The organism is Pseudomonas sp. AU11447 (assembly GCF_001672555.2).
Lineage (GTDB): Bacteria > Pseudomonadota > Gammaproteobacteria > Pseudomonadales > Pseudomonadaceae > Pseudomonas > Pseudomonas nitroreducens.
In genome coordinates this window covers 99,559-124,930 of record NZ_LZDG02000018.1, presented here as the reverse complement: position 1 = coordinate 124,930, position 25,372 = coordinate 99,559, and the positions used below count along the sequence as shown (strand labels likewise).

General features: G+C 64.8%; 26 protein-coding genes. 11 read left to right on the top strand and 15 right to left on the bottom strand.

Annotation, left to right across the window (positions count from 1 at the left end):
* Nucleotides 1–9 precede the first annotated feature (9 nt).
* The gene (locus A6723_RS04155; RefSeq protein WP_054908127.1) at nt 10–750 is read right to left on the bottom strand and encodes a hypothetical protein; all 741 of its coding nucleotides are present in this window, start codon (nt 748–750) and stop codon (nt 10–12) included.
* A gap of 127 nt (nt 751–877) precedes the next feature.
* Between A6723_RS04155 and A6723_RS04150 the strand changes: the two genes are divergently transcribed.
* The gene (locus tag A6723_RS04150) at nt 878–1,489 is read left to right on the top strand and encodes a 2OG-Fe(II) oxygenase (RefSeq protein WP_371914039.1); all 612 of its coding nucleotides are present in this window, start codon (nt 878–880) and stop codon (nt 1,487–1,489) included.
* Nucleotides 1,490–1,501: 12 nt separating this feature from the next.
* Here the strand turns inward: A6723_RS04150 and A6723_RS04145 are convergent, their stop codons facing one another.
* Complete coding sequence (locus A6723_RS04145) at nt 1,502–2,050, bottom strand: DUF6160 family protein (RefSeq protein ID WP_054908125.1); 549 nt, start codon at nt 2,048–2,050, stop codon at nt 1,502–1,504.
* 256 nt (nt 2,051–2,306) lie between these two features.
* On the opposite strand from A6723_RS04145, the gene A6723_RS04140 reads away from it, so the two are divergent.
* The gene (locus tag A6723_RS04140) at nt 2,307–2,801 is read left to right on the top strand and encodes a DUF523 domain-containing protein (protein ID WP_045215561.1); all 495 of its coding nucleotides are present in this window, start codon (nt 2,307–2,309) and stop codon (nt 2,799–2,801) included.
* A gap of 140 nt (nt 2,802–2,941) precedes the next feature.
* The gene (locus A6723_RS04135; protein ID WP_054908124.1) at nt 2,942–3,373 is read left to right on the top strand and encodes a DUF4399 domain-containing protein; all 432 of its coding nucleotides are present in this window, start codon (nt 2,942–2,944) and stop codon (nt 3,371–3,373) included.
* A gap of 103 nt (nt 3,374–3,476) precedes the next feature.
* On the opposite strand, the gene serA is transcribed toward A6723_RS04135, so the two are convergent.
* On the bottom strand, nt 3,477–4,706 hold the full coding sequence (gene serA / locus A6723_RS04130; protein WP_045215566.1) for a phosphoglycerate dehydrogenase: 1,230 nt from the start codon (nt 4,704–4,706) through the stop codon (nt 3,477–3,479).
* Nucleotides 4,707–4,896: 190 nt separating this feature from the next.
* On the opposite strand from serA, the gene A6723_RS04125 reads away from it, so the two are divergent.
* The 4 genes from A6723_RS04125 to A6723_RS04110 all read left to right on the top strand — a co-directional run bounded on the left by A6723_RS04125 (nt 4,897) and on the right by A6723_RS04110 (nt 8,620).
* Complete coding sequence (locus A6723_RS04125; RefSeq protein WP_139092891.1) at nt 4,897–6,291, top strand: FAD-binding oxidoreductase; 1,395 nt, start codon at nt 4,897–4,899, stop codon at nt 6,289–6,291.
* Between the two features lie 160 nt (nt 6,292–6,451).
* Complete coding sequence (locus tag A6723_RS04120) at nt 6,452–7,117, top strand: fumarylacetoacetate hydrolase family protein (protein WP_054908122.1); 666 nt, start codon at nt 6,452–6,454, stop codon at nt 7,115–7,117.
* Between the two features lie 85 nt (nt 7,118–7,202).
* Entirely contained in the window at nt 7,203–8,120 is a 918-nt protein-coding gene (locus A6723_RS04115; RefSeq protein WP_054908121.1) for an SdiA-regulated domain-containing protein, read from the top strand.
* 119 nt (nt 8,121–8,239) lie between these two features.
* Nucleotides 8,240–8,620, top strand: a complete 381-nt coding sequence (locus tag A6723_RS04110) for a NirD/YgiW/YdeI family stress tolerance protein (protein ID WP_054908120.1) — start codon at nt 8,240–8,242, stop codon at nt 8,618–8,620.
* A gap of 164 nt (nt 8,621–8,784) precedes the next feature.
* Here A6723_RS04110 and A6723_RS04105 read toward each other — a convergent pair whose 3' ends face one another.
* The 7 genes from A6723_RS04105 to A6723_RS04075 form a co-directional block, all read right to left on the bottom strand.
* On the bottom strand, nt 8,785–9,816 hold the full coding sequence (locus A6723_RS04105; protein WP_045215578.1) for a histone deacetylase family protein: 1,032 nt from the start codon (nt 9,814–9,816) through the stop codon (nt 8,785–8,787).
* 189 nt (nt 9,817–10,005) lie between these two features.
* A complete protein-coding gene (locus tag A6723_RS04100; protein WP_054908119.1) occupies nt 10,006–11,391 on the bottom strand; it encodes an APC family permease in 1,386 nt (461 codons plus the stop codon).
* Nucleotides 11,392–11,778: 387 nt separating this feature from the next.
* Complete coding sequence (locus A6723_RS04095; RefSeq protein ID WP_054908118.1) at nt 11,779–12,828, bottom strand: extracellular solute-binding protein; 1,050 nt, start codon at nt 12,826–12,828, stop codon at nt 11,779–11,781.
* Nucleotides 12,829–12,871: 43 nt separating this feature from the next.
* Entirely contained in the window at nt 12,872–13,660 is a 789-nt protein-coding gene (locus tag A6723_RS04090; RefSeq protein ID WP_045215587.1) for an ABC transporter permease, read from the bottom strand.
* Nucleotides 13,657–14,571, bottom strand: coding sequence for an ABC transporter permease (locus tag A6723_RS04085; protein WP_054908117.1), 915 nt, complete (start codon nt 14,569–14,571; stop codon nt 13,657–13,659). Before A6723_RS04085 ends, A6723_RS04090 begins: the two co-directional genes overlap by 4 nt.
* Nucleotides 14,568–15,617 (bottom strand): ABC transporter ATP-binding protein, encoded by a 1,050-nt coding sequence (locus A6723_RS04080; protein ID WP_054908116.1) that lies wholly within the window; start codon nt 15,615–15,617, stop codon nt 14,568–14,570. The genes A6723_RS04085 and A6723_RS04080 overlap by 4 nt, the downstream gene beginning before the upstream one ends.
* A 404-nt stretch (nt 15,618–16,021) precedes the next feature.
* A complete protein-coding gene (locus A6723_RS04075; RefSeq protein ID WP_054908115.1) occupies nt 16,022–17,038 on the bottom strand; it encodes an AraC family transcriptional regulator in 1,017 nt (338 codons plus the stop codon).
* A gap of 149 nt (nt 17,039–17,187) precedes the next feature.
* Here A6723_RS04075 and A6723_RS04070 point away from each other — a divergent pair, with 149 nt between their 5' ends.
* Complete coding sequence (locus tag A6723_RS04070) at nt 17,188–18,111, top strand: SdiA-regulated domain-containing protein (RefSeq protein WP_054908114.1); 924 nt, start codon at nt 17,188–17,190, stop codon at nt 18,109–18,111.
* Between the two features lie 21 nt (nt 18,112–18,132).
* Here A6723_RS04070 and A6723_RS04065 read toward each other — a convergent pair whose 3' ends face one another.
* The 3 genes from A6723_RS04065 to rpiA all read right to left on the bottom strand — a co-directional run bounded on the left by A6723_RS04065 (nt 18,133) and on the right by rpiA (nt 21,385).
* On the bottom strand, nt 18,133–20,076 hold the full coding sequence (locus tag A6723_RS04065) for an autotransporter outer membrane beta-barrel domain-containing protein (protein ID WP_054908113.1): 1,944 nt from the start codon (nt 20,074–20,076) through the stop codon (nt 18,133–18,135).
* Nucleotides 20,077–20,289: 213 nt separating this feature from the next.
* Nucleotides 20,290–20,622 (bottom strand): YegP family protein, encoded by a 333-nt coding sequence (locus A6723_RS04060; RefSeq protein ID WP_054908112.1) that lies wholly within the window; start codon nt 20,620–20,622, stop codon nt 20,290–20,292.
* A gap of 91 nt (nt 20,623–20,713) precedes the next feature.
* A complete protein-coding gene (gene rpiA, locus A6723_RS04055; protein ID WP_024762169.1) occupies nt 20,714–21,385 on the bottom strand; it encodes a ribose-5-phosphate isomerase RpiA in 672 nt (223 codons plus the stop codon).
* A gap of 190 nt (nt 21,386–21,575) precedes the next feature.
* On the opposite strand from rpiA, the gene ilvA reads away from it, so the two are divergent.
* The 3 genes from ilvA to A6723_RS04040 all read left to right on the top strand — a co-directional run bounded on the left by ilvA (nt 21,576) and on the right by A6723_RS04040 (nt 24,116).
* Nucleotides 21,576–23,102, top strand: a complete 1,527-nt coding sequence (gene ilvA, locus A6723_RS04050) for a threonine ammonia-lyase, biosynthetic (RefSeq protein WP_139092895.1) — start codon at nt 21,576–21,578, stop codon at nt 23,100–23,102.
* Nucleotides 23,103–23,170: 68 nt separating this feature from the next.
* On the top strand, nt 23,171–23,638 hold the full coding sequence (locus A6723_RS04045; RefSeq protein WP_054908110.1) for a DUF2269 domain-containing protein: 468 nt from the start codon (nt 23,171–23,173) through the stop codon (nt 23,636–23,638).
* Nucleotides 23,639–23,648: 10 nt separating this feature from the next.
* The gene (locus A6723_RS04040; RefSeq protein WP_054908109.1) at nt 23,649–24,116 is read left to right on the top strand and encodes a DUF2269 domain-containing protein; all 468 of its coding nucleotides are present in this window, start codon (nt 23,649–23,651) and stop codon (nt 24,114–24,116) included.
* Between the two features lie 22 nt (nt 24,117–24,138).
* Here A6723_RS04040 and A6723_RS04035 read toward each other — a convergent pair whose 3' ends face one another.
* Nucleotides 24,139–24,672 carry a hypothetical protein gene (locus tag A6723_RS04035; RefSeq protein WP_054908108.1) on the bottom strand — a complete coding sequence of 178 codons (534 nt, stop codon included), beginning with the start codon at nt 24,670–24,672 and terminating at the stop codon, nt 24,139–24,141.
* Between the two features lie 29 nt (nt 24,673–24,701).
* A complete protein-coding gene (locus A6723_RS04030) occupies nt 24,702–25,355 on the bottom strand; it encodes an HAD family phosphatase (protein ID WP_054908107.1) in 654 nt (217 codons plus the stop codon).
* Nucleotides 25,356–25,372 lie beyond the last annotated feature (17 nt).

Below are 25,372 nucleotides of genomic sequence, written 5' to 3'. Positions count from 1 at the left end.
TTATTCCTATCATTGCCCGCTGGAGGGAACACTTAATCCGGCTTTAAGGGCGGCCAGCGCGGCGCGGTAATAATCGCGCCCGGCTGGCGACTCGCTGAAATCGGCGAACTGGCCCAGCTCGGCATCGCTCAGGCCGCGATAGACGTACAGCAGAGTGTTGTCGAGATCGGCGCCGATCTGTCCCATCAGCTTCTGTCGCTGGCCTTCGAGCATGCCTTGGGTAGTGCCGCCGCCGAGCAGGCCGGGGAGCATCTGGCTGAGGCTGTCGGCGGCCACGCTGGCCAGCGCCAGGCTCACTTCGGCGCCGGCTTCGCGGGCCGGCAGCACCTGGCTCAGGCGGTGGGCAATCTGCTTGCGCGCATCGCTGGCCTGCTGGCGCGGCAGGCCGTTGGCGTATTTCTGCAGCTGGTCGCTGCGGGTAGCCAGGGTCTCGGCGCCGGCCACCTTGCGGCCCAGCGGGGATTCGAAGAAGTTCACCGCCGCCGCGCTGTCCGGCAGGTTCTGGCGCAGGCCATTCAGGGCGCGCTGGTCGATATCGGCAGGGGCGAAGCGCTGGTTGCTGTTGTCCACCAGCGTCTGGTACAGCGCTGGCGGCAGGTTGCCCTGGTAGCGCTTCTGCGCGGCGTGCAGGGCGTCATTGAAGTGCGCTCGCTGCTCCGGCCAGCCCGCAGCCTGGTACAGGCGCTGGTAGTCGTCGGCCAGGGCAGGCATGCCCAGTACAAGAAGGGTGAGGGCCAGCAGTACGCGCATTGCAACTCCTTTTGGGCGGCAGGGTTCGCTCGCCGGGGGCTATTGTCGGCAAGGCTTGCCCTGCTTGTCGAGACACTGGCGCCGGACGTTACAATACGCCATGCATTTCGACGCCCTTTCGCCATTCATGCAAGGCCCCCTTCTGCAAAGCATCGTTGACGGCCTCGCCGACAAGGGCTGGTCGCAGCAGGACGCCTTCCTTCCCGATGCCCTGATCGCCCAGCTGGCGGCGGAATGCCGTGCCCGTGACGCGGCCGGCAAGCTGGCCGCCGCGGCCATCGGGCGGCGAGAGGGGCAGGCCGTGCGCGAAGCTATCCGCGGCGACCGCATTCAGTGGCTCGAGCCCGGCCAGTCCGAGGCCTGCGACCTGTACCTGGGCGCGTTGGATGCGCTGCGCCGGCAGATCAACCGCGCGCTTTTCCTCGGTCTGGAAGACTTCGAAGGGCACTTCGCGCTCTACCCGCCGGGGGCTTTCTACCAGAAGCACCTGGACCGCTTCCGCGACGATGATCGCCGCACCGTCTCGGTGGTTTTCTACCTCAATCGCGACTGGCCAGTGGCGCAGGGCGGCGAACTACGGATGTACCTCCCCGACGAACGGACACTGGACCTGCCGCCGCTGGCCGGCCGGCTGGTGGTGTTCCTCTCCGGTGACTTCCCCCACGAAGTGCTGCCGGCCAGCCACGAGCGCCTGTCGCTCACCGGCTGGTTCCGCCGCCGCGGTGATGCGCTGCTCTGAGCCCGTAAGGCGTCAGTGCCCCCAGATCTTCAGGGTGCCGCTGATGTCCTGAATGTCACGCACTTCGATGCTCCCCAGCTTTCCGCCGCCCACGTAGAGATCGCCGGCCACGCGCAGGCGGATGGTCTGCGACGGCAGCCCGCTGGCGTTCAGCTGCTGGTTGATGGTGGTGAGGTCGGGCAGGGTCAGCGCCAATTGCTGCTGGCCGCCGGCGCCTTGCACCACATCCACCTGCAGGGTCGGCTGCTCGACGCCGAAGATCGGCAGGCTCAGGCCCAGCTGCGCGGCCCCGTACGGCAGGCTGCCGCCGCGGCCATCGGGGCAGTCGCCGGCATTCACGCAACCGTTGTCGATGAACACGTTGCGCAGCGAGACGCTGCCGCCGTCGTCCTTCCACGCCACGCTGTCCATGTGCGCCAGCACGTCGGCGCGGATGCTGATGCCGTCCTGGCCGGTGACGGCGCCCAGGTGTTCATTGTCCAGAGCCTGGAGCTCGGCGAAGGCCAAGGGCAGGTAGGACAGCGCGGCGAAGGTGGCGGTGCAGAGCAAGAGGCGAGGCATGAGGGAGGCTCCATGGCGATTGGCCGATGCGCGAGTCTGGGCGGCGGCCTGCCGGGCAGCCAGTGCCGGGCGGCTGTTCCCGTCGAAGGTTGTGTTTCAGCGCTGTGCCGACGGCCGGCGAGCCGCTCAAGGACCCGACTTTCGGCGGGGCGGAAACCTGTTGCGACATACGGTCCGATGAAAGTTGCGTTACCCGGCGTGACCGCCAAACAGCGAGCGGCTAGTCTGTCCCCTTCCAAAAGGGAGTGATTCGCCCATGCAGAAGGTTCTCGTCAGCCGCTGCCTGCTTGGCCATCGCGTCCGCTACGACGGCGGCGCGCACGGGCCGTTCGACCTGCTATCGCGCTGGCTGGACCAGGGGCGGGTGGTGGCGCTGTGCCCGGAAGTCGCCGGCGGCCTGCCGACGCCCCGTGCCCCGGCGGAGATCCCGGGAGGCCAGGGCATGGCCGTGCTGGAACGGGCGCGCCCAGTGATGACGGTGGAAGGCGAGGACGTCAGTGACGCCTTCCTGCTCGGCGCCGAGGAAGCCATGGCGCTGGTCCGTCGCCACGATATCCGCCTGGCGGTGCTCAAGGCGCGCAGCCCCTCCTGCGGCAATCGTGAGAACTACGACGGCAGCTTCAGCGGGCAGAAGGTCGCCGGTGAAGGTGTGACCGCCGCCGCGCTCAAGCGCATGGGCGTGCTGGTGTTCAGCGAGGAAGAACTGGACGCCGCGGCCGTCTGCCTGGCCGGGCTGGAAGCCGGAGGCTAGAGCGCCCGGCGACACTCGAAGACGCACTATTTTCCTTGAGCCTCGCGCCTGGGCGCCTATGCTTGTGCGTTCCATGCGGGAGGCGAAGGCGGCCTGAGCGGTCCTTCGCCTTTTCGTCATCCAAGTAGAAGGAGAAGAACATGAGAACCCTGCTGCCTTGCCTGGGCCTTGCCGCGCTGCTCGCCGGCACTTCCGCAGTCGCCGCCGATATCCCGCGCACCCCGGCTCCGGAAGGTGCCAAGGTGTACTTCATCGAGCCGGCCGACGGCGCCACGGTGGACAAGACCTTCACCGTCAAATTCGGCCTCAAGGGCATGGGCGTCGCGCCCGCTGGCGTGGACTCGCCGGCCACCGGCCACCACCACCTGCTGATCGACCTCAAGGAGCAGCCGGCGATGAACCTGCCGCTGCCGATGACCGACAATATCAAGCACTTCGGCAAGGGCCAGACCGAAACCCAGGTGACCCTGCCGCCAGGCAAGCACACCCTGCAACTGCTGGTGGGCGACAAGAACCACGTGCCGTTCGACCCGCCGGTGGAGTCGCAGCAGATCACCGTCAATGTGAAGTGATGGCTGAGCTCGGGAGTGGGGCTTTCAACCGCGCCGAGATTCCAAACCGCAGAAACAAAAAAGGAGGCCCGAAGGCCTCCTTTTTCTTTACCGCAATCAGCGCTTAGAACAGAACGCGGCTGCGGATGGTGCCGTTGACGTGCTGCAGCTTCTCCAGCGCCAGGTCCGAGTACTCGGCGTCGACGTCGATCACCACGTAGCCGACCTTGTCGTTGGTCTGCAGGTACTGGCCGGAGATGTTGATGCCGTTGTCGGCGAACACCTTGTTGATCTCGCTCATCACACCCGGAATGTTCTCGTGGATGTGCAGCAGGCGGTGCTTGCCCGGGTGCGACGGCAGGGCGACTTCCGGGAAGTTGACGGAAGATACCGAGGTACCGTTGTCGCTGTACTTGACCAGCTTCTCGGCCACTTCCAGGCCGATGTTGGCTTGGGCTTCGGCGGTGGAGCCGCCGATGTGCGGGGTCAGGATCACGCGATCCAGGCCGCGCAGCGGGCTTTCGAACTCGTCGTCGTTGGACTTGGGTTCGACCGGGAACACGTCGATGGCGGCGCCGATCAGGTGCTCGTCCTTGATCGCGGCGGCCAGGTGGTCCAGCTCGACCACGGTGCCACGGGCGGCGTTGATCAGGATGCCGCCTTTCTTGATGGCGCGGATTTCCTTCTCGCCGATCATCCACTGGGTGGACGGCAGCTCCGGCACGTGCAGCGAGACGATGTCGGACATGCCGAGCAGCTCGTGCAGGTTGCCCACCTGCTGGGCGTTACCCAGCGGCAGCTTGGTCACGGTGTCGTAGAAGAACACCTGCATGCCCAGGGCCTCGGCCAGGACCGAGAGCTGGGTGCCGATCGAGCCGTAGCCGACGATGCCCAGCTTCTTGCCGCGGATCTCGAAGGAGTTGGCTGCGGACTTGATCCAGCCGCCGCGGTGGCAGGAGGCGTTCTTCTCCGGAATGCCGCGCAGCAGCAGGATGGCTTCGGCCAGCACCAGTTCGGCGACCGAGCGGGTGTTGGAGTAGGGCGCGTTGAACACGGCGATACCGCGCTCGCGGGCTGCGTTCAGGTCGACCTGGTTGGTGCCGATGCAGAAGCAGCCAACGGCGATCAGCTTCTTGGCAGCGTCGAAGACTTCTTCGGTCAGCTGGGTGCGGGAGCGGATACCGATGAAGTGTGCATCGGCAATCTTTTCCTTCAGCTCGTCACCGGACAGTGCGGTCTTGAGGTACTCGATGTTGGAGTAGCCGGCCGCCTTGAGGGTGTCGACGGCGTTCTGGTGCACGCCTTCAAGGAGAAGGAATTTGATCTTGCTCTTGTCGAGAGAAGTCTTGCTCATCTGCTTTGAACCTGTAGTCCCGGGATGTGGCGAGAAATTGAACAGCTCAGGCCGGACCGGCCGGTGCCAAGCTTGGCGCCAGGTGGCGATCTGCGTGGGGTGCGTATGCTAGCATGTTCTCCCTTTTCCTTGCCCGGTTGCGACCTGAGCTGTTCTCAGGACGACCATGAACCATTTGAGAGTTCCTCCAATGACCCGCGACGCCCTGATCGAATCGCTCAAGCCCCTGCTGGATGCCGGGAAGCTGCTGACAGACGCCGATTCCCTCGACACCTATGGCAAGGACTGGACCAAGCATTTCGCCCCGGCACCCCTGGCGATCGCCTTCCCCAAGAGCACCGAGCAGGTCCAGGCCGTCGTCCGCTGGGCTAACGAGCACAAGGTCGCGCTGGTCCCCTCGGGCGGCCGTACCGGGCTCTCCGCCGCCGCCGTCGCCGCCAATGGCGAAGTGGTCGTGGCCTTCGACTACATGAACAAGATCGTCGAGTTCAACGAATTCGACCGTACCGCGGTCTGCCAGCCGGGCGTGATCACCAAGCAGCTGCAGACCTTCGCCGAAGAGCACGGCCTCTATTACCCGGTGGACTTCGCTTCGTCGGGTTCCAGCCAGATCGGCGGCAACATCGGCACCAATGCCGGCGGGATCAAGGTCATTCGCTACGGCATGACCCGCAACTGGGTGGCCGGCATGAAGGTCGTCACCGGCAAGGGCGACCTGCTGGAGCTGAACAAGGACCTGATCAAGAACGCCACCGGCTACGACCTTCGCCAGCTGTTCATCGGCGCCGAAGGCACCCTGGGCTTCGTGGTCGAGGCGACCATGCGCCTGGAGCGCCAGCCGAAGAACCTCACCGCGATGGTCCTCGGCACCCCGGACTTCGATTCGATCATGCCGGTGCTGCATGCCTTCCAGAGCAAGCTGGACCTGACCGCCTTCGAGTTCTTCTCCGACAAGGCCCTGGCCAAGATCATGGCCCGCGGCGACGTGCCGCCGGCCTTCGAGACCGATTGCCCGTTCTACGCGCTGCTGGAATTCGAAGCGACTACCGAGGAAGTGGCCAACGAGGCGCTGGCGACTTTCGAACATTGTGTAGAGCAGGGTTGGGTGCTGGACGGCGTGATGAGCCAGAGCGAGCAGCAGCTGCAGAACCTGTGGAAGCTGCGCGAGTACATCTCCGAGACCATCTCCCACTGGACGCCGTACAAGAACGACATCTCGGTCACCGTGAGCAAGGTCCCGGCCTTCCTCAAGGACATCGATACCATCGTCGAAGCCAACTACCCCGACTTCGAAGTGGTGTGGTTCGGCCACATCGGCGACGGCAACCTGCACCTGAACATCCTCAAGCCCGAGAACCTGAGCAAGGACGAGTTCTTCGCCAAGTGCGCGACCGTCAACAAGTGGGTGTTCGAGACCGTGCAGAAGTACAACGGCTCGATCTCGGCCGAACACGGCGTGGGCATGACCAAGCGCGATTACCTGGGTTACTCTCGCTCCGAGGCTGAAATCGGCTACATGAAGGCGGTCAAGGCGGTGTTCGACCCGAACGGGATCATGAACCCCGGCAAGATCTTCGCCGAATAAGCTGCGGTATCCAGAAGGGCCGGCTCTTTGGGATAGAGGGGCCGGCCCTTTGCACGTCAGCGTCACGGGAAATGGCGCGTACGCCGGCAGGATGCGGGCAACTGTGCGGGATCACGAGCCCCGCGCGGATCATCTCTTCCATCCGTTGCAGGAGTCGGTCATGAGTTACCAGCATCAGTATGTCGATGGCACCCCGATCCATTTCACCCTGGGCAAGGTGGTGTGCGTCGGCCGCAATTACGCGGAGCACGCCAAGGAGCTGAACAACCCGGTGCCGACCGAGCCGCTGCTGTTCATCAAGCCCGGTTCCTGCACGGTTTCCCAGGCTGGCGGTTTCTCCATTCCCGAGGATCGCGGCTCGGTGCATTACGAGGCGGAAATCGCCGTGCTGATCGGCAAGCCGCTGTCGCGCAAGCCGAGTGCCGAGGAAGTACTGGACGCCATTTCCGGCTACGCTCCGGCCCTGGACCTGACCCTGCGCGACGTGCAGGCGAAGCTGAAGGAAAAGGGCCTGCCGTGGGAACTGGCCAAGTCCTTCGACGGCGCCTTCGTGCTGGCGCCCTTCGTCAGCGCTGACCACTTCCCGGACCCGACCGACATCGGCATCCGCCTGACCATCGACGGCGAAGTCCGCCAGGATGGCAACAGCTGCGACATGCTCAACCCCATCGTGCCGCTGATCCAGCACATCTGCGGGCATTTCTCGCTGCAGCCGGGCGACGTGGTGTCCACCGGCACGCCGGTCGGCGTCGGTCCGCTCACGAGCGGTAGCGAGGTGGTGCTGGAACTTCCCGGCGCCAGTCGCTTCGAAAGCCGCGTGCTTTAACACCGTTGTCCCGCCGAAGGCCGCCGATTGTGCGGCCTTCGCTTGTTGCGGGATGCCTTGCCCGTGCTGATCAACAAGAGTCGCCATGACCATGTCCGTCCTTCGTCCTCGCTGGCTGCTGCTGGCCTTGCTGTTCATTCTGATTGTGCTCGGCTACCTGACATCCCGCTTCCACTGGGATGACCGTGCGCGTCTCTGGTTGCGCGAGCAGGACACCAGCACTCAGGCGCGCTCGGAAAGCATCTGGTTGCCCGGTTACCGGGCGGTCATCCAGGCCAAGCCGCTCAAGGGCGGCATCGAGGGGCAGGAGACCTCCGACCTGGCCTACAACCCGGTGACCCGCACCCTGTTCACCGTGACCGGCAAGAAGCCGCTGCTGGCCGAACTGTCGCTCACCGGCGATGTGCTGCGGGTGATTCCGTTGCTGGGCATGTCGAACCCGGAAGGCGTGGCGGTGCTGGAGAACGGCAATATTGCCGTGACTGACGAGCGCAAGAATTCCCTGACCATCTTCCACGTCGATCCGCAAACCCGCGAGCTGAGCACCGCGAAGCTGTCCAGCTTCGACCTCGGGCCGCGCGGCAAGAAGAACAAGGGCATCGAGGGCATCGCCTGGGATCCCCGCCAGCATCGCCTGGTGCTGGGGCAGGAGCGTGACCCGATGGCGCTGTTCAGCCTGGCCAGCGATGGCGGGGTGAGCCTGAGTGGCGCACTCCAGCCCATGTCCAGCGACCTGCTGATGACCAACGTCTCGGCACTGAGCATCGACCCGCGCACCGGCCATACCCTGGTGTTGTCGGCGGAGTCGCACCTGCTGCTGGAGCTGGACGAGAAGGGCGAGCCGGTCAGCTTCATCAGCCTGCTCGGTGGCCTGAACGGCTTGCACGACCGGATTCCGCGCGCCGAAGGCGTGGCCATCGATGAGCAGGGCACCATCTACATGGTCAGCGAGCCGGACCTGTTCTACGTGTTCAAGCGTGAGGCGCAGCCGGCCAAGGATTGATTCAGCTCGGAGTAAATGGCGGCTCTGGGGTCTTAAGCTTGGGTTAAGTCCTGATTCAGGCTGGTTTCAGCCGTGGACACTAAGCTGAATCCATCGAAAACGCCCAAGGAGGCACTTCCATGAAACTCCGTCATCTCCCCCTGATCGCTGCCGTTGGCCTGTTCTCCACCGTTACCCTGGCCGCTGGCGGCTACACCGGCCCGGGCAGCGATGCCCAACCCGCCGCCGCTGCCGGCCAGATCACTACGGTGAAGCAGGCCCAGGCCGCCGCCGATGACACCAAGGTCGTGCTCGAAGGCACCATCACCAAGCGCATCAGCAGCGAGCACTACGAGTTCAAGGACGCCACCGGCAGCATCCAGGTCGAGATCGACCACGACGATTGGCCGGCGGGTACTTCGGTCTCCGAGAACACCAAGGTGCGCCTGACCGGTGAGGTTGACCACCACAAGCAGAAGCCCACGGACATCGATGTGGATCGCGTGGAAATCCTCCAGTAATCCACTCTCGATAAAAAAGCCGCGCCGGGAACCTCATCCCCGGCGCGGCTTTTTTGTGGCTCTACTGTAGGAGCGAGCTTGCTCGCGAACCCTGGCGTTTCGCCGATTTTCCCGGCGTGCTCGGTCGGATTTTCGCGAGCAAGCTCGCTCCTACAGAACAGCCCTCAACCGATGCTTTCGAAGCCCTGCAGCACGTTGATCGCATTGATGCCGATCTCTTCCACCGCGTAACCCCCTTCCATGACGAACAGGGTCGGCAGGCCGAGCTTGCCAATGGCCTCGCCCATGCGCAGGTAGTCCGGGCTGTCCAGCTTGAACTGGGAGATCGGGTCTTCCTTGTAGGTGTCCACGCCCAGCGACACGATCAGCACGTCTGGCTTGTACGCCGAGATCTGCCGGATCGCCGCCTGTAGCGCCAGGCTCCACACTGACCAGTCGCTGCCCGAGGCCAGCGGGTAGTTGAAGTTGAAACCCTCGCCCACGCCCTGGCCCTTCTCGTCGGCGTAGCCGAGGAAGTAGGGATACTCGAAGCGCGGGTCGCCGTGGATCGAGGTGAACAGCACGTCGGCACGGTCGTAGAAGATGTCCTGGGTACCGTTGCCGTGGTGGTAGTCGACGTCGAGGATGGCCACGCGGTTGGCGCCCTGGTCGAGGATCGACTGGGCAGCGATAGCCGCGTTGTTGAAGAAGCAGTAGCCACCCATGAAGTCCGCCGAGGCGTGGTGGCCCGGCGGACGGCAGAGCGAGAACACCGAGCGCGCGCCCTTGGCCAGCTCGGCCTGGCCAGTCATCGCCACGTTCACCGAGCTGAGTACCGCCTGCCAGGTGCCGGCGGTGATCGGTGCGCCCGCGTCCAGGCTGTAGTAGCCCAGGCGGCCGTCGATGCTGTCCGGCTCCTTCTGCCGCAGGCGGCGGGTCGGCCAGCAGATCGGCAGCATGTCGTGGGTCCGGCCGGTGGCCAGCCAGTCACGCCAGGCGTGTTGCAGGAACCGCACGAAGCCTTCGCTGTGCACCCTCAGGATGGGGTCCAGGCCGAAATCACGCGGGGCCTGGATATCGCCCAGTTTCACCGCCTTGGCCCGGTCCAGCACCATGTCGGCGCGGCTGGGCTTTTCGAAGCAGGGGGTGAACTGGCCGCCGATCAGCTCGTGCTGACCGTGGTGCAAGCGATGGTCGTCGGTGTAGATCGTCAACATCACGCGCTCCTGAGGGCGCACAAGGCGCCCGGTTAGGTTCCGGTTATCTCGGCCTGTCTACGATCTGCTGCGCGTCGGCATAACTGCGTTGAAATCGGTCTCGGGATGCTCATTTACTGCGTGTAAATTCCGCTCCCTCGACCGATTTCGCCTTGTTCTGCTCTAGCTCGCGAGATCGTCAACGGGCTTTCAGGCGTTTTCCTCGAAATTCACACTCGGTGCCTTGCGGCGGAAGCCGCCGGTATGCACCGCCAGGTAGGCGAAGCCGACGGCAAACCAGCTCAGGCCCACGATCAGGGTCATCTGCGACAGGCTGGTCCACAGCCACAGCGTCAGGCACAGGCCGATGAAGGGGATGGCGCCGTACAGCAGGACGTTCTTCGCGCCGCGGCGGCGCTCCACGCCCAGGTAGGTGCGGATCACCGCCAGGTTGACCACGGAGAAGGCCACCAGCGCACCGAAGCTGATCATCGAGGCGAGGGTGGTCAGGTCCAGCACCACTGCCAGCAGGGAGATCGCCGACACCACGAGGATTGCCACCACCGGGGTCTGGAAGCGCGCGTGCAGGGTGCCGAACAGGCTGCGCGGCAGGATGCCGTCGCGGCCCATGGTGAAGATGATGCGCGACACCGAGGCCTGGGACGCCAGCGCCGAGCCGATGCAGCCGGCGATGTAGGCGGAGGTGAAGAAGTTGCCGAGGAACTGGCCGCCGGCCTTGAGCATCACTTCGTTGGCCGCCGAGTCGGCGTTCTGGAACACGCTGCCGGGGAACACCAGCTGGCTGATGATCGCCAGCAGGGTGAACATCAGGCCGGCGATGACGGTGGTGATGATGATCGCGCGGGGGATGTCGCGGCGGGCGTCGCGGGTTTCCTCGGCCATGGTCGAGACCGCGTCGAAGCCCAGGAACGACAGGCACAACACCGCGGCGCCGGCCATCAGCGGGGCGAACCCTGGCTGGGTGCCGTCACCGACGAAGGGCAGGCTGAAGTCGATCGTCGCGCCGCCGGCCAGTGTCTTGATCGACATGATCACGAACACCACGATGAACACCAATTGCGCGCCGACGATGACGTTGCTCATGCCGGCCACCTGGCTGATGCCGACCACGTTGAGCACGGTCACCAGGGCGATGGAGGCGACCACGAACACCCAGGCCGGGATTTCCGGGAAGGCGATGTTCATGAACAGGCCGATGAGCAGGTAGTTGATCATCGGCAGGAACAGGTAGTCGAGCAGCAGCGACCAGCCGGACAGGAAGCCGACCACCGGGCCGAAGCTCAGGCTGGTGTAGGAATACGCAGAACCCGAGATCGGATACTTGCGCACCATGAAGCTGTACGAAGCGGCGGTGAACAGCATCGCCAGCAGGGTGATCAGGTAGGCGCTGGCAGTACGGCCGCCGGTCATCTCGGTGACCACGCCGTAGGTTGTGAACATGGTCAGCGGGACCATGTAGACCAGGCCGAAGAAGACCAGGGCGGGCAGGCCCAGGACGCGTTTCAGGCGGGCGTCGGCGTTGGCCGGGGTGCCCTGTTGGGTGTGAGCTGTGCTGGCGCTGTGTTGGCTGGCCATGGGGGAATCCTCGCGATTGTTGTTGTCTTGCGGGCGGGCGGCGTTCGGTGGCCGTCCTGACGTCATCGGTTTACGGCTCAGCCGCAGCGATGACGACGCGCGAGGAATGAGGGTGTTTGCTGCAGGGTGACGCAAAAGCTGGTCATGGGCGTTCTCGGGGCATTTGTTCTTGTGGATAACGCGCTCGCGTTCCCTCGGGAAATCCCTGCGCCATCAGTGATGGCACCGGGGCTGGCCGCCTTTCCAGCCGCTCCCTGCGCGAGCCGCCCGACTCTAGCAACCGAGGTCACCGGGCAGAACCCTGCAAAGGGTCAAAAAGGGATCGAAATGGCCAAAATGGCTGTCAGTGTCACCCGGCGCGCACCGCCGCGCCGGGTGACCTGTGGGTCATTTCTTCAGCTTGGTCCAGACCTTGGAGCGCAGTTGCAGCGCTTTCGGCGAGCAGAGCTTGAAGGGTTTCAGGCGATCCAGCTTGTCTGCCGGGGTGTTGATCGCCGGGTCATCGAACAGTTCCTTGTCCATGAACTTGTCCGAGCCCTCGATCGCGTTGTTGTACTTGGCGAAGTTGGAGGCCAGGGCAATGTTCTCAGGCTGCATCATCCAGTTCAGGAAGGCGTGGGCCTCCTTGATGTTGGTGGCGTCCTTGGGAATGGTCAGGTTGTCGATGAACAGGCGCACGCCTTCCTTCGGATAGACATAGACCAGGCTGGCACGCTGGGCGTGGGCGCGGTGGAACGCGCCGTTCCATTGCTGGTGCATGGAGACTTCGCCGGCGGCCATGCGCTCAATGGTGCCGTCGCTGTTGTACATGGCCAGCATGGGTTTCTGCTTGAGCAGCAGGTCCTGGATCTTCGCCGCCTCTTTCGGGTCCTCGGTGCACTCGTCGATCCCCAGGTAGTAGGACGCGGGAGCATAGAGTTCCTCGATGGAGTTGAGTGCCACGACCTTGCCTTTGAGCTCCGCTGGCGGCTCGAAGAACGGCTTCCAGCTCTCATCCAGCTTGCCACCGGGCACCTTGGCGCTGTCGTAGCTGTAGCCGGTGGTGCCCCACAGGTAGGGCACGGAGTAGTCGTGGCCCGGGTCGTAGGTCAGGGTCTTGAACTTGTCCTTGAGGTTGGCCAGGTTCGGCAGCTGCGACTTGTCGAGCTTCTGCAGCAGGCCTTCCTTGACGAAGATCTCGATGAAACTGTCCGACGGCACGACCACGTCGTAGGCGCCGCCGCCGGCCTTCAGCTTGGCCAGCAGGGTTTCGTTGCTGTCGTAGGAATCCAGGGTGGCGTGGATACCGGTGTCCTTCTCGAACTTCTTCAACAGTTCCGGCGGGAAGTAGTCGGACCAGTTGGCGAAGTGCAGGGTGCCGTCGGCATGGGCGCTGCCGGCCAGCAGCAGGCTGGCGGCGACGAGCGTGCGGGCGATGGGGGTACGGCGGAATTTCATCGGTGAAGCTCCTTGCAATGTTGTTTTGATTGGCGGCAGGAGGTCAGCGGCGACGCTGGCCGACGTAGTACGACAACGCAACGAACGCGATGGAAATCAACAGTATTATTGAAGATATGGCGTTGATCTTCGGGGAAATCCCCATTCGGATGGAGCTGAAGATGTACACCGGCAGGGTGGTGGCCCCGGCACCGGCGACGAAGTAGGTGATGACGAAGTCGTCCATCGAGATGATGAACGCCAGCATCGCCCCGGACACGATCCCCGGCGTCAGCAGCGGGAAGGTCACCTTCCAGAAGGTCTTCCACGGCGAGGCATACAGGTCCGCCGCCGCTTCCGCCAGCCGTGGGTCCATGCCTTCGAGACGGGCGCGGATCGGCAGGTAGGCGAAGGGAATGCAGAACACGATGTGCGCCAGCAGGATGGTGAACAGCGACAGCTTCAGGCCGATGAAGGCGAAGAACATCAGCGTCGCCACGGCGGTAACGATCTCCGGCACCAGCAGCGGCAGGCCCAGCACGCCGCTCATCAGCGTCTGCCCGCGGAACGAGCGACCGCGCATGCCCAGCGCCGCGAGTGTTGCCAGCGTGGTGGCAACGACGGTGGCCAGGGTTGCGACGATCAGCGAGTTCTTCGCTGCGCGGAGGATTTCCGGGTCGTCCGCCACCACCGAGTACCACTTCAGGCTGAAGCTTTCCCACAGCGTGGCCGACTGGCCGCTGTTGAAGCTCAGCACCACCAGCACGAAGATCGGGATATAGAGGAAGGCGAAGAACAGCCAGGCAGCGGGCCGGACTCCGGTGAACCGCCAGAGCGGGTTGGCCGACTTCATGGATGACCTCCCGCCGCGCCCTGTTTGAACCGCATGCTGTAGATCAGCATCGCCAGCAGCACGAAGGCCAGCAGGGCGAAGGACAGCGCCGCGCCGAACGGCCAGTTGTGCGCCGTGCCGAACTGCAGCTGGATCAGGTTGCCGATCATCAGCGACTTACCGCCTCCCAGCAGCTCGGGAATGATGTAGCTGCCCAGCGAGGGGATGAACACCAGGATGCAGCCGGCGACGATGCCGGGCATGGCCAGCGGGATGATGATCCGCTTCAGCGCCTTCCAGCGGTTGGCGCCCAGGTCGAAGGCCGCCTCCACCAGGCGCCAGTCCATCTTCTCAAGGCTGGTGTAGATGGGCAGGACCATGAACGGCAGGTAGGTGTAGAGCAGCCCGATGATCACCGCGTTGTCGGTGTAGAGAATGCCCAGCGACGCGTTGGAGAAGCCCAGCCCGTGCAGGCCTTCGTCGATCAGCCCGCCGTTGCGCAGCAGCAGCATCCAGGCATAGACCCGCACCAACAGGTTGGTCCAGAACGGCACGGTGACCAGGAACAGCAGCAGGTTGCGCCGGCGTTCGTCCTGCAGCGCCAGGTACAGCGCGGTGGGGAAGCCGATCAGCACGCAGCCCAGGGTGGTCAGGATCGACAGCCAGAACGAGCGCTGGAAGATGCCCAGGTAGTCGGCGTTGAACGACAGGCTGTCGTCCAGGTCGCGCTCCCAGAGGAAGTTGATGTAGGCCTCGACGGTGTGCTGGCCCCATTTGACGCCGCCGTAGTCCCCCGGTGCCTGGACCGACACGGCGAACATGATGCCCAGCGGCAGGACGAGGAACACTATCAGCATGATCATCGCCGGGCTGGTCAGGGCCAGGCGCTTGAACAGCGATTTGCGTTCCGCTTGTGCGCGCAGTGTACTCATTCGGCCAGCACCCGGATGGCGGTGGCGGGAATGCGGACCCGCACCCGCGCGCCGGGCGCGTGGGTGGAAAGAGCGCCGTCGCGGTTCTGCTGACGTACGCGGAAGCCGCCCTGACCGGCGACATTGAGGTGGTACACGGTATCGGTGCCGACGTAGACGATGTTCTCCACCACGCCTTCGAGCTGGCCGTCCTGCGCGAGCTCGGTGCGTTCCGGGCGGATCGCCAGGGTCACCTTGCCGGGCAGGGTGGTGGCGGCCGGGAGCATCTGGCCATCGGCCAGGCGCACGCTGTCGCCGCTGGATTCGCCTTCGAGGAAATTGGTCTCGCCGATGAAGTCGGCGACCAGGCGGTTGACCGGCGCCTCGTAGATCTCGGTGGGCGTGCCGATCTGCATGACCTTGCCGCGGCTCATTACCGCGATGCGGTCGGACATGGTCAGCGCTTCTTCCTGGTCGTGGGTGACGAAGATGAAGGTGATGCCGGTCTCGTGCTGCAGGCGCTTGAGCTCGATCTGCATTTCCTTGCGCAGCTTCAAGTCGAGTGCCGAGAGGGATTCGTCGAGCAGCAGCACCTTGGGCCTGCTGGCCAGTGCGCGGGCCAGGGCGATGCGCTGTTGCTGGCCGCCGGAGAGCTGGTCGGCGCGGCGCTTGCCGACGTCGGGCAGGCGCACCAGGTCGAGCATCTTCTGCACGGTGGCATCGATGTCGCTGCGCTGCTTGCCCTGCATTTCCAGGCCGAAGGCGATGTTCTCCGCCACGGTCATGTGCGGGAACAGGGCGTAGCTCTGGAAGACGGTGTTGACCGGGCGGCGGAAGGGCGGAAGGCCTTCCATCGCGTCGCCGTAAAGGCGAATGCTGCCGGAGGAGGGTTGTTCGAAGCCGGCGATCAGTCGCAGCAAGGTGGTCTTGCCGCAGCCCGACGGGCCGAGGAGGGTGAAGAACTCGTTGGCGCGGATTTCCAGTGACACGTCGTCCAGGGCCTTGAGGCCTTGTCCGGGTGTACCGAACTCCATGCATATCCGCTCGATGGTGATCGCGCTGGTCATGCTTGTACCATGCAGTTAAGCAGTTGTTATTGTTGAGGTTTTACGGTTTCTAGGGCCGTTTCACCTAGCTGCGGATTGATAATGACCAAGCGCCGGGATGCGCAGAACGATAGATCAGGCCAATAAGGGATAAATCAGGCCAAGTTGAAAATGCGCCCTGCAATGCTGGATTTCGGGCGTCAGCGGGATGCCGATTTTGTAGGAGCGAGCTTGCTCGCGAACGGGATCGAAATCGCCGTTCCATCCATCTCTGCCGGTGCTGTGGGTGACAGCTGAAGCCTGGGTTCGAGTTCGCACCGCCCCAGGTTGTGGGATGGGTGGAGCCTAGGCGATACCCATGCTGTAGGTGCTGGGCTGATGGGTATCGCTTCGCTCCACGCCATCCTACGAAGAGCGACTGGGCATCAGCCTCGATACAAGCTCGGACTCGCCCCGCTCCAGCGCTGGAAGGCATGCCGGAAGCTGGCCGTTTCGCTGTAGCCCAACTGCTCGGCAATCAGATAGATCGGCAGGTCGGTGTCCTTGAGCAACTGCCGCGCACGGTCGAAGCGCACTTCATCGAGCACCTGTTGATAACTGGTGTTCTGCTGCTGCAGGTGGCGGCGCAGGGTGCGGGTGGAGCGGTGCAGGTGGCGCGCCACGGTGTCCAGGCTGGCGGTGTCGTGCAGGTGGCTGGCCAGGTGCTCGCGCAACTGGTCGATCATGTCGCCGCGGCTGCTGAGCGTCGCGCTCATCCGCAGGCACTGCTGCACGCCGTTGTGGCAGCTGACCGGGTCGGCCAGTGGCAGCGGGCGATCCAGCAGGGCGGGACTGAAGCACAGGGCGCTGGTTGGCGCGCCGAAATCCACCGGGCAGCCGAGGCGCTCGGTGTAGGTCTCCGCGTGCAGCGGCGGGCGGTAGGCGAGCAGCAACCGGCGCGGGCGCACCGATTCGCCGAGCAGGTCGCGGATCACCGTCAGCAGCGAGGTCAGGCACAACTCGGTGTTGAACACCGTCAGCTCAGGGGCATAGCGGTAGCCGTCGGCGGTCAGGTGCACCTCGTCGCCCTGCGGCGTGAGTGCCAGGCGGAAGTAGGTGCCCAGCAGCTCGGGAAAGGACAGCGCCAGTTGCAGCGCATCGCGCAGGGTGCGGCTGGCGAGCATGCTGTAACCCAGGATTCCGTAAGCCGAGACATGCATGCGCAGGCCCAGGTAGAGGCCCAGCGCCGGGTCGTGGTGGCAGTTCAGGGCGTTGGCGAAGACGCGCAGCTCCTGGGCGTGGGTGATCAGCTTTTCCGGCGTCAGCAGGTCTGCCTCGCCGATGCCGCTGCCTTCCAGCAGCTTCGGGCGCGGCACGCCGGCGTGGTGCAGCACCTCGGTCGCCAGCACCACGGTGTGCAGGGTCGCCTGCTGGCGTTGTTCGGGGAGCAGATGCTGGGCCATTGATACGCCTCTTGCAGCCTCTTGCAAAAGAATCACAGGACAGACTTGCGCTAACCTGACTCTAGCCTGCCCGCAAGCTCTGGTGGCCTTTAAGTTTGGCTTCAGGCGCTGCTGCCAATCTGCCACGCCAACCCCACCCCGAGTCCTCCATGCGTCGTTTGCTCAAGCCCCGTCGTCTGTTCCTGCTGCTGGCGCTGCTCGCCTTGGCCTTGCTGCTCGCGCTGGGTCAGAGCTTCCGCGTCTACGAGCGCGCCTGGTTCAAGTTCAACGAGTGGCGCCATGCTGCGCTGTGGCAGGACAAGTCCATCTGGCTGCCCGACTACCGCGTCGTACTGGAAGCGCAGCCGATCGAGGGGCTGGAGGAAAATGTCTCGGCGCTGACCTACGACCCGGACCGGCAGACGCTCTTCACCGTCACCAACAAGCAGAACGAGCTCGTCGAGCTGTCACTCGAAGGCAAAGTGCTGCGCAAGATCGAGCTGCACGGTTTCGGCGACACCGAGGCCATCGAATACATCAGCCGCAACGTCTATGTGATCACCGACGAAACCCACCAGCGCCTGATCCGCGTCGAACTCGGCGACGACACCAGGGAGTTGCGCATCGAAGACGCCCAGCAACTCGCCCTGGCCCTGGGGCGCGGCGGCAACAGTGGCTTCGAGGGGCTGGCCTACGACTCGGTCGGCAAGCGGCTGTTCGTCGCCAAGGAGCGCAAGCCTGTGCATATCTATGAAGTGCGCGGCTTCCCTTACGAGCAGTCCGAGCAGCCCATCGCCGTCCACGTGGTGGAAGACCTCCAGCACAACCGCAACCTGTTCGTCCGCGATCTTTCCAGCCTGCAGTACGACGAGCGCAGCGGCCACCTGCTGGCGCTGTCCGACGAGTCCCGGCTGGTATTGGAGCTGAGCGCCGATGGTGAGCCGATCAGTTCGCTGTCGCTACTGCGCGGCATGAGCGGCCTGCGTCGCAGCGTGCCGCAGGCCGAAGGTATCGCCATGGATGACCAGGGCACGCTGTACCTGGTGAGCGAGCCCAATCTCTTCTACGTATTCAAGAAACGCGAGGCGCACTGAAGGCGCCTCGCTGTCCTGCGATCAGAACTGCCACTGCACGCCGAGGGAATAGGACGCCTGGCTGCCCTCGCTGTGGGCGAAGCGCGAGTTGGCCTCGGCAAACACGCCCAACTGCTCGGTGACCGCCAGCAGGGCGCCGGCCTGGGCGCGGCCGAAGTCCTTGTCCACGCCGCCCAGGTCGGCGACGCGAGTGCGGCCATCGCCCAGGGCGGTCAGCGCGATGTCGTCCAGGCGACCGTCGGCCAACTCCTTCACCCAGCGCACGCTGGCGTACGGCTGCACGGCCATGCGGTTACCCAGCGGCAGCTCGCCGCGCAGGCCCCAGCCAAGGCTGGCTTCGACCGAGTCATAGTCCTGCTTCTCGTAGCCCAGCGCGGTGCGCAGGTCGTCATCCTCGTTGAAGTCGTCGATCTTGTAGTGCACATAGTCCAGGCCGCCTTGTGGCCCGGTCTTGATGCCGGCGATGTGGAAGTCGTAACCGCCGTCGACCCGCGCGCCCCAGAACCAGGCGTTGGTGTCGCCGTCGATGCGCTGGTCGAGCAGCACCGGGCCGTTCTTTGCCTTCAGGTACACCGCGCGCTTGCTGTCGAAGTCCGCGTAGCCGGCGCTCAGCTCGCCGCCCAGCCAGGCCGGGCCGCCGTCGTTGAACAGGCCGTAGAGGCCGAGCTGCCAGGTTTCCGCTTCCAGTCGTGCACTGTGGTCGAGGTTGTCGCGGCTGCGCTGGAAGCTCAGGCTGCCGCCAACGGTCAGTGCCTCGCTGGCGCGATAATCCCCCAGCAGGTTCACCCCGGCGCGGTGCGAGCGCGGGTCGCCGGGCATATCGAAGCCGCTCTCGGGGGTGGTTTCACCTTCCACGCCAACGGCGCCGTCGAAGCTGCCGACCGGGCGCGAGCTGCCCAGCAGGCTCAGCCAGCGGCGGTCATGCAGACGGGTGAGGGCCAGGTGCTGGCGCTGCAGCTGGTCTTCCATCTGCCGCGCCATGGCGCCGCCGGAGGCGGTGGAGGCGAGCAGGTCGGCGTTGGTCAATTCCAGCACCAGGCGCGTGAGCAGGCGCGAGAAGTCACGCAGGCGCTGGTCGATGCGCTCCTGGCCGAAGGCGCCAGTGAGTACCTGCTCGTTGTCCAGCGCCGGATTGTGCCAGGTGGCACCGCCGGGGATGGCGGGGTTGTCGGTCTGTTCGTAGCCGTCCAGGTCGCCCAGTTCCCAGTTGGTGGCTTCGATGAACAGCACCGGGACGTTCAGGCCCTCGAAGCTTTCCCCGTCGCTGCAGCAACCGGTACCCGCGGGATATTCCTCGTTCAGGCCGGGGTTGGTGAACAGCGGGATCTTCAGCTCCTGGGCGATACGCAGCAACTGATCGCGGTAGGCGCCCAGCGCGGGGTTGTCGACGCTGTTGAAGCCGGCGTGGGCGTACATCTTGTCGCCGGTGATCAGGCTGTCGAGGTTGATCATGCCCAGCAGGTTGCTGCGTTGTTCGTCAGTGAGCGAGGCGACGTAGGCGCGCGAGCCGCGCAGGCCTTCTTCCTCGGCGCCGAAGCCGACCACCTCCAGGCCGTTCTCCAGTTCGATGCCGCCCAGGTTGCGGGCGATCTCGGTCAGTACGGCTGCGCCTGAGCCGTTGTCGTCCAGGCCCTGCAGGGTGGGGCGGCCGTAGTAGGTGTCGTAGTGGGCGCCCAGCACCACGTACTGGCCGCTGCTGCCTGGGGCACTGGCGATGACGTTCTGCGAGCTGCGGTTGCCGGCCCAGGTGAAGTCCTGGATCTGCGTCTGGTAGCCGAAGCCCAGGCGCGACTGCATGAGCGCGGTGGCGCCGGCGAAGCTGGCGGTGCCACGGTAACGGCCGGGGTAATCGTTGATCAGGGTGTCGAGGGTGTCCTCGGCGTAATCCCCGTACTCATAGGCGCTGGCGTCGATCGAAAACGCGGCGCACCCCAGGCTGACCGCAACGGCTAAAGGTTTGAACACGGCACTTTCCTCTGTGTCGATTGGAATCGCATCGGTCTTCGATGCGTGCGCCGGAGGAAAGCAGGATGCAGGCCGGTTCGCCGGAGATGGGCGGAATTTGACGCGTCAGTGACCGAGGTTGTCGCGCCACTGTAACAATGTTGATACACGGCCGGCGACTGTGCCGGCCGTGCAAGGCGGCTGTGTGAAGACGCTCACCGAAACGGTGCGCGATCAGGTGTCGTCACTGATTGGCGCATCCCCCGCGTAACGCTTGACCGCCGCTACGCCGGCATCGGCGGTGGCCTTGCTGGCGTACATCTGGCTCTGCCCGACGACCTGGCCGTTGGTGGCCTTGAGCACGAAGTAGTGCTTGTCGTTGGCGGCGACCTTGACCTCGAAGGCGCCTTCGCGCTGCGAGTTCTTGCGCACCGATTCGATGCCGTCCATGGCCGAGGTCTTGGCCTTGTACAGCTCGCTGGTCAGGACGATTTCGCCGTTGCTGGCGTGCAGATTGAAGTGGAACTGGCCATCGCTGGCCTTCTTCAGATGGTATTTGGCGGCCATGCTGCGTCTCCGTTGGGGCTTGAGGTCATCCCAGCGTAGACGGCAGCAGAGGCTCTGGAAGGCGCCATCCGGCGGATGGCGCCTGAGGGTGTCAAACCTTGAGGGTCTTCACGCCTTCGGCGGTTCCCAGCAGCAGCAGGTCGGCCGGGCGGGCGGCGAACAGGCCGTTGGTGACCACGCCGACGATGTTGTTGATCGCCTCTTCCAGTTGAACCGGGCTGTCGATGCGCAGGTTGTGCACGTCGAGGATGATGTTGCCATTGTCAGTCAGCACGCCCTCGCGGTACACCGGGTCGCCGCCCAGCTTCACCAGTTGGCGGGCGACGTGGCTGCGGGCCATGGGGATGACTTCCACCGGCAGCGGGAACTCGCCGAGGATCGGCACCAGCTTGCTGCCGTCGGCGATGCAGATGAACTTCCGGGCCACTGCAGCGACGATCTTCTCGCGGGTCAGCGCCGCGCCGCCGCCCTTGATCAGTTCCAGGCGCTCGTTGGTCTCGTCGGCGCCGTCAACGTAGAACTCCAGCTCGCTGACCGTGTTCAGGTCGTAGACCGGGATGCCGTGGCCCTTCAGGCGCTGGGCGGTGGCTTCGGAGCTGGCCACGGCGCCGTCGAACTCGGCCTTGTGCTGGGCCAGCAGGTCGATGAAGAAGTTGGCAGTGGAGCCGGTGCCGACGCCAACGATGCTCTTGCTGTCGAGGTGCGGAAGGATGTGGTCGACGGCGGCCTGGGCCACAGCCTGCTTGAGCTGATCCTGGTTCATGGCGAAGGGTCTTCTTACCTGGAAGGGCGCAAGGGCGCCGGAGAAAGTTCGAGTGGGCGGATTATAGCGGCCGATGACGCGCCGGTGTTGCGCCGCCGGGCAACTGTTATGGTCGTTTCCGCGCGGATTGTTCGGTGGCCCGCGCCGCGCCGGCTGGAGTAGACTCGCGGTTCCTCGAAAAGCCGCCGATATAGCCCTTCCGATGCTCGAACACTACGTCAAGAAGATCCTCACCTCGCGTGTCTACGACGTTGCCGTGGAAACGCCCCTGCAGCCCGCCCGCCAGCTCTCCGAGCGCCTGGGCAACCAGATTCTGCTCAAGCGCGAAGACCTGCAGCCGGTGTTCTCCTTCAAGATTCGCGGCGCCTACAACAAGCTGGCGCAGCTGAGCCCGGAAGAACTCGCCCGCGGCGTCGTCACCGCCTCCGCCGGCAACCACGCCCAGGGCGTGGCGCTGGCCGCCCGCGAGCTGGGCATCAAGGCGACCATCGTGATGCCGCGCACCACGCCGGAGCTGAAGGTCCAGGGCGTACGCGCCCGCGGCGGCAAGGCCGTGCTGCACGGCGATGCCTTCCCCGATGCGCTGGCGCATTCGCTCAAGCTGGTGGAAGAGAAGGGCTACGTCTACATCCACCCCTACGACGATCCGGACGTGATCGCCGGCCAGGGCACCGTGGCCATGGAAATCCTCCGCCAGAACCCGGGCCGCATCGACGCGATCTTCGTGCCTGTCGGCGGCGGCGGCCTGATCGCCGGCATCGCCGCGTACGTCAAATACCTGCGCCCGGAGATCAAGGTCATCGGCGTCGAGCCGGACGACTCCAATTGCCTGCAGGCCGCCATGGCCGCCGGCGAGCGCGTGGTGCTCGGCCAGGTCGGGCTGTTCGCCGACGGCGTCGCCGTGGCGCAGATCGGCAAGCACAACTTCGAGCTGTGCAAGGACTACGTCGATGAAGTGATCACCGTCAGCACCGACGAGATCTGCGCGGCGATCAAGGACATCTACGACGACACCCGTTCCATCACCGAGCCGGCCGGCGCGCTGGCGGTGGCCGGGATCAAGAGGTACGTCGAGCGCGAAGGCGTGAAGGGCGAGACCCTGGTCGCCATCGATTCGGGCGCCAACATCAACTTCGACCGCCTGCGCCACGTGGCCGAGCGCGCCGAACTGGGCGAGAAGCGCGAAGCGATCATCGCCGTGACCATCCCGGAGCGCCCGGGCAGCTTCAAGGCCTTCTGCGAGGCTATCGGCAAGCGCCAGATCACCGAGTTCAACTACCGCTACAACACCGACAGCGAAGCGCACATCTTCGTCGGCGTGCAGACGCACCCGGAGAACGACCCGCGCGCGGCGCTGGTGCAGCAGCTGCAGGAGCAGGGCTTCCCGGTGCTGGACCTGACCGACAACGAACTGGCCAAGCTGCACATCCGCCATATGGTCGGCGGCCATTCGCCGCGGGTCTCGGGCGAGCAGGTGTTCCGTTTCGAATTCCCCGAGCGTCCCGGTGCGCTGTTCAACTTCCTCAACCGCCTGGGTGGCCGCTGGAACATCACCCTGTTCCACTACCGCAACCACGGCGCCGCCGACGGTCGCGTGGTGGCGGGCCTGCAGGTGCCGGAAGACGAACGCCACCTGGTGTCGGCCGCGCTGGAAGAGATCGGTTACCCCTACTGGGACGAAACGGACAACCCGGCCTATCGCCTGTTCCTCGGCTGAGGTCAGGCAGAGGCGGCGCGACTGCTGCTAGGCTTGTCGTAAAGCCGCATCGATCACAGGGACTTGAAATGGAAAGCCTGCAGACCTTCCGCATCCTCCACGGCATCGCCGCGGTGCTGCCGTTCCTGGCCATCATCGGCCTGGCCTGGTACGGCTGGCGCAGCTGGCGGAGCGGCGACGCCGGGTTGATCGCCAAGGCGCTGCAGCGCATCGGCCTGATCGGCTGGGTGCTGGTCGCCGGCAGCGTCGCCAGCCTGCCGGTCACCGGTTATCGCATGGTGCAGACCATTGGCTGGCCGCTGGGGCAGACCTGGCTGCTGGGCAGTGCCAGCCTGCTGATCGTTGCGACGATCTTCTGGCTATTGTTCACCACCCGCCTGTGGCGGATCCGCGACCTGGCACTGGCGGCACAGGGCAGTGGCGAGCCAATCGCCGCCAGCGCGGCACGGCAGTGGAAGTTCGGTCTGGCCTTCTTTGCACTGGCGCTGCTGTGCGTGGTCGCCATCCTGGTGCTGATGATCAGCAAGCCGGTGTGATGCCCGCTGCGTGAACCTCTACCTGCTGCTCAAGACCCTGCACATCCTGTCCTCCACACTGCTGTTCGGCACCGGGCTGGGCTCGGCCTACTACAGCTGGCGCGCGTGGCGCAGCGGCAATCTGCAAGCGATCCGCATCACCTTCCGCCATCTGGTCACGGCGGATTGGCTGTTCATCGCCACCACGGCGGTCTTCCAGCCGCTGAGCGGCATAGCCATGGCGCATATGGCCGGCTGGCCGCTGGGTTCGGGCTGGCTGCTGTGGAGCCTTGGGCTGTATGTGTTTGCCGGTGCCTGCTGGCTGCCGGTGGTCTGGCTGCAGATCCGCGTACGCGACATGGCCGAAACGGCGCATCGGGAAGGCACGGCGCTGCCGCCGCAAGCCTTCCTCTATATGCGCTGGTGGTTCGCCCTCGGCTGGCCGGCGTTCCTGGCCTTCCTGGCGATCTTCCACCTGATGGTCAACAAGTCGTTTTAGGACAAGCTCGCCCGGTCGTTTTTCAGCAATTGAACACGGAGGCATAGCGGGATTGTGTCTTGTGAAAGTGGATGGGGCGGATATCGAGAGCTTCGCCATTCATCCTGATGACAGGCAGGAGCAGGATGAATTCATCCAGATTACCGTCATACAGCTTGGTGCCGCGGGATCGGTTGGTGATCCGTGGGTCGTTGCTCTGGAAACCGTTTTCCAGCAAAGAAGCGCGAACAGTTCGGCGCTCTCCTGAGGGCAGCACCAGATCGACATCAGGAGAGTCGGCACTGATCCTGGCAGGTTTCGCGCCAGGTTTGCCGTAGCGCCAGGTGAAGAGTCTCAACTCGGTGCCTTCGGACTGGCTCCCGATAGGTAATGCCACATAGACGAGCAGGCTTTCCGAATGGTCCGCATTGAAATACTGCAGCGCCTGCTGGGCGCCGGGGCACGTTCTGTCGATGCTGCGGGGCTGGCCCGACTCCGATTCGGGGTGCAAGTAGGGGCTGGTACTGCAAGCTGGCAGCGCCAGCATGGCAAGTAGAAGAACCAGTCTGCGCTTCATCTCTTAGCCCCTTGTCTGGCTGCTGCGAGTCAGCGCAGGCTGATCACCGGCCAGCCGCGCTCGATGGCGGTGGCGCGCAGGGTGTCGTCCGGGTCGACGGCCACCGGGTTGGCGACCTGCTCGAGCAGCGGCAGGTCGTTGCGCGAGTCGCTGTAGAAGTACGCGTCGTGCAGTGTCAGGCCGGATTCCTCGAGCCAGCTGTTCAGGCGTGTCACCTTGCCGCCCTGGAAGCAGGGGACGTCGCAGGTGCGGCCGGTGTAGAGACCATCCTGCATTTCGCATTCGGTGGCGATCAGCGTCTCGACGCCGAGGCGCTCGGCGATGGGGCCGGTGATGAAACGATTGGTGGCGGTAATGATCACCAGCTTGTCACCGGCAGCGCGGTGTTCGGCCAGCAGCGCTTCACCCTTGGCCAGGACGATGGGCTCGATCACCTCTTCCATGAACTGGCGATGCCAGATGGCCAGCTGCGCCAGGCCGGTGCGGCCGAGAATGGCCTGGGTGAACGCCTGGTAGGCGAACACGTCGAGGGTGCCGGCGACGTAGTCGGCATAAAAGGCGTCGTTGCGCGCCTGGTACTCGCCAGCGTCCACCAGTCCGCGCTGGCACAGCCATTCGCCCCAGCTATGGTCGCTGTCGCCGGCCAGGAGGGTGTTGTCGAGATCGAAGAGAGCCAGTCGCACGTTGGATTACCGTCAGT

Coding starts and splice junctions, on each gene's coding strand:
- A6723_RS04155 (WP_054908127.1), bottom strand. CDS start 750: ATGCGCGTACTGCTGGCCCTCACCCTTCTTGTACTGGGCATGCCTGCC.
- A6723_RS04150 (WP_371914039.1), top strand. CDS start 878: ATGCAAGGCCCCCTTCTGCAAAGCATCGTTGACGGCCTCGCCGACAAG.
- A6723_RS04145 (WP_054908125.1), bottom strand. CDS start 2,050: ATGCCTCGCCTCTTGCTCTGCACCGCCACCTTCGCCGCGCTGTCCTAC.
- A6723_RS04140 (WP_045215561.1), top strand. CDS start 2,307: ATGCAGAAGGTTCTCGTCAGCCGCTGCCTGCTTGGCCATCGCGTCCGC.
- A6723_RS04135 (WP_054908124.1), top strand. CDS start 2,942: ATGAGAACCCTGCTGCCTTGCCTGGGCCTTGCCGCGCTGCTCGCCGGC.
- serA (WP_045215566.1), bottom strand. CDS start 4,706: ATGAGCAAGACTTCTCTCGACAAGAGCAAGATCAAATTCCTTCTCCTT.
- A6723_RS04125 (WP_139092891.1), top strand. CDS start 4,897: ATGACCCGCGACGCCCTGATCGAATCGCTCAAGCCCCTGCTGGATGCC.
- A6723_RS04120 (WP_054908122.1), top strand. CDS start 6,452: ATGAGTTACCAGCATCAGTATGTCGATGGCACCCCGATCCATTTCACC.
- A6723_RS04115 (WP_054908121.1), top strand. CDS start 7,203: ATGACCATGTCCGTCCTTCGTCCTCGCTGGCTGCTGCTGGCCTTGCTG.
- A6723_RS04110 (WP_054908120.1), top strand. CDS start 8,240: ATGAAACTCCGTCATCTCCCCCTGATCGCTGCCGTTGGCCTGTTCTCC.
- A6723_RS04105 (WP_045215578.1), bottom strand. CDS start 9,816: ATGTTGACGATCTACACCGACGACCATCGCTTGCACCACGGTCAGCAC.
- A6723_RS04100 (WP_054908119.1), bottom strand. CDS start 11,391: ATGGCCAGCCAACACAGCGCCAGCACAGCTCACACCCAACAGGGCACC.
- A6723_RS04095 (WP_054908118.1), bottom strand. CDS start 12,828: ATGAAATTCCGCCGTACCCCCATCGCCCGCACGCTCGTCGCCGCCAGC.
- A6723_RS04090 (WP_045215587.1), bottom strand. CDS start 13,660: ATGAAGTCGGCCAACCCGCTCTGGCGGTTCACCGGAGTCCGGCCCGCT.
- A6723_RS04085 (WP_054908117.1), bottom strand. CDS start 14,571: ATGAGTACACTGCGCGCACAAGCGGAACGCAAATCGCTGTTCAAGCGC.
- A6723_RS04080 (WP_054908116.1), bottom strand. CDS start 15,617: ATGACCAGCGCGATCACCATCGAGCGGATATGCATGGAGTTCGGTACA.
- A6723_RS04075 (WP_054908115.1), bottom strand. CDS start 17,038: ATGGCCCAGCATCTGCTCCCCGAACAACGCCAGCAGGCGACCCTGCAC.
- A6723_RS04070 (WP_054908114.1), top strand. CDS start 17,188: ATGCGTCGTTTGCTCAAGCCCCGTCGTCTGTTCCTGCTGCTGGCGCTG.
- A6723_RS04060 (WP_054908112.1), bottom strand. CDS start 20,622: ATGGCCGCCAAATACCATCTGAAGAAGGCCAGCGATGGCCAGTTCCAC.
- rpiA (WP_024762169.1), bottom strand. CDS start 21,385: ATGAACCAGGATCAGCTCAAGCAGGCTGTGGCCCAGGCCGCCGTCGAC.
- A6723_RS04045 (WP_054908110.1), top strand. CDS start 23,171: ATGGAAAGCCTGCAGACCTTCCGCATCCTCCACGGCATCGCCGCGGTG.
- A6723_RS04035 (WP_054908108.1), bottom strand. CDS start 24,672: ATGAAGCGCAGACTGGTTCTTCTACTTGCCATGCTGGCGCTGCCAGCT.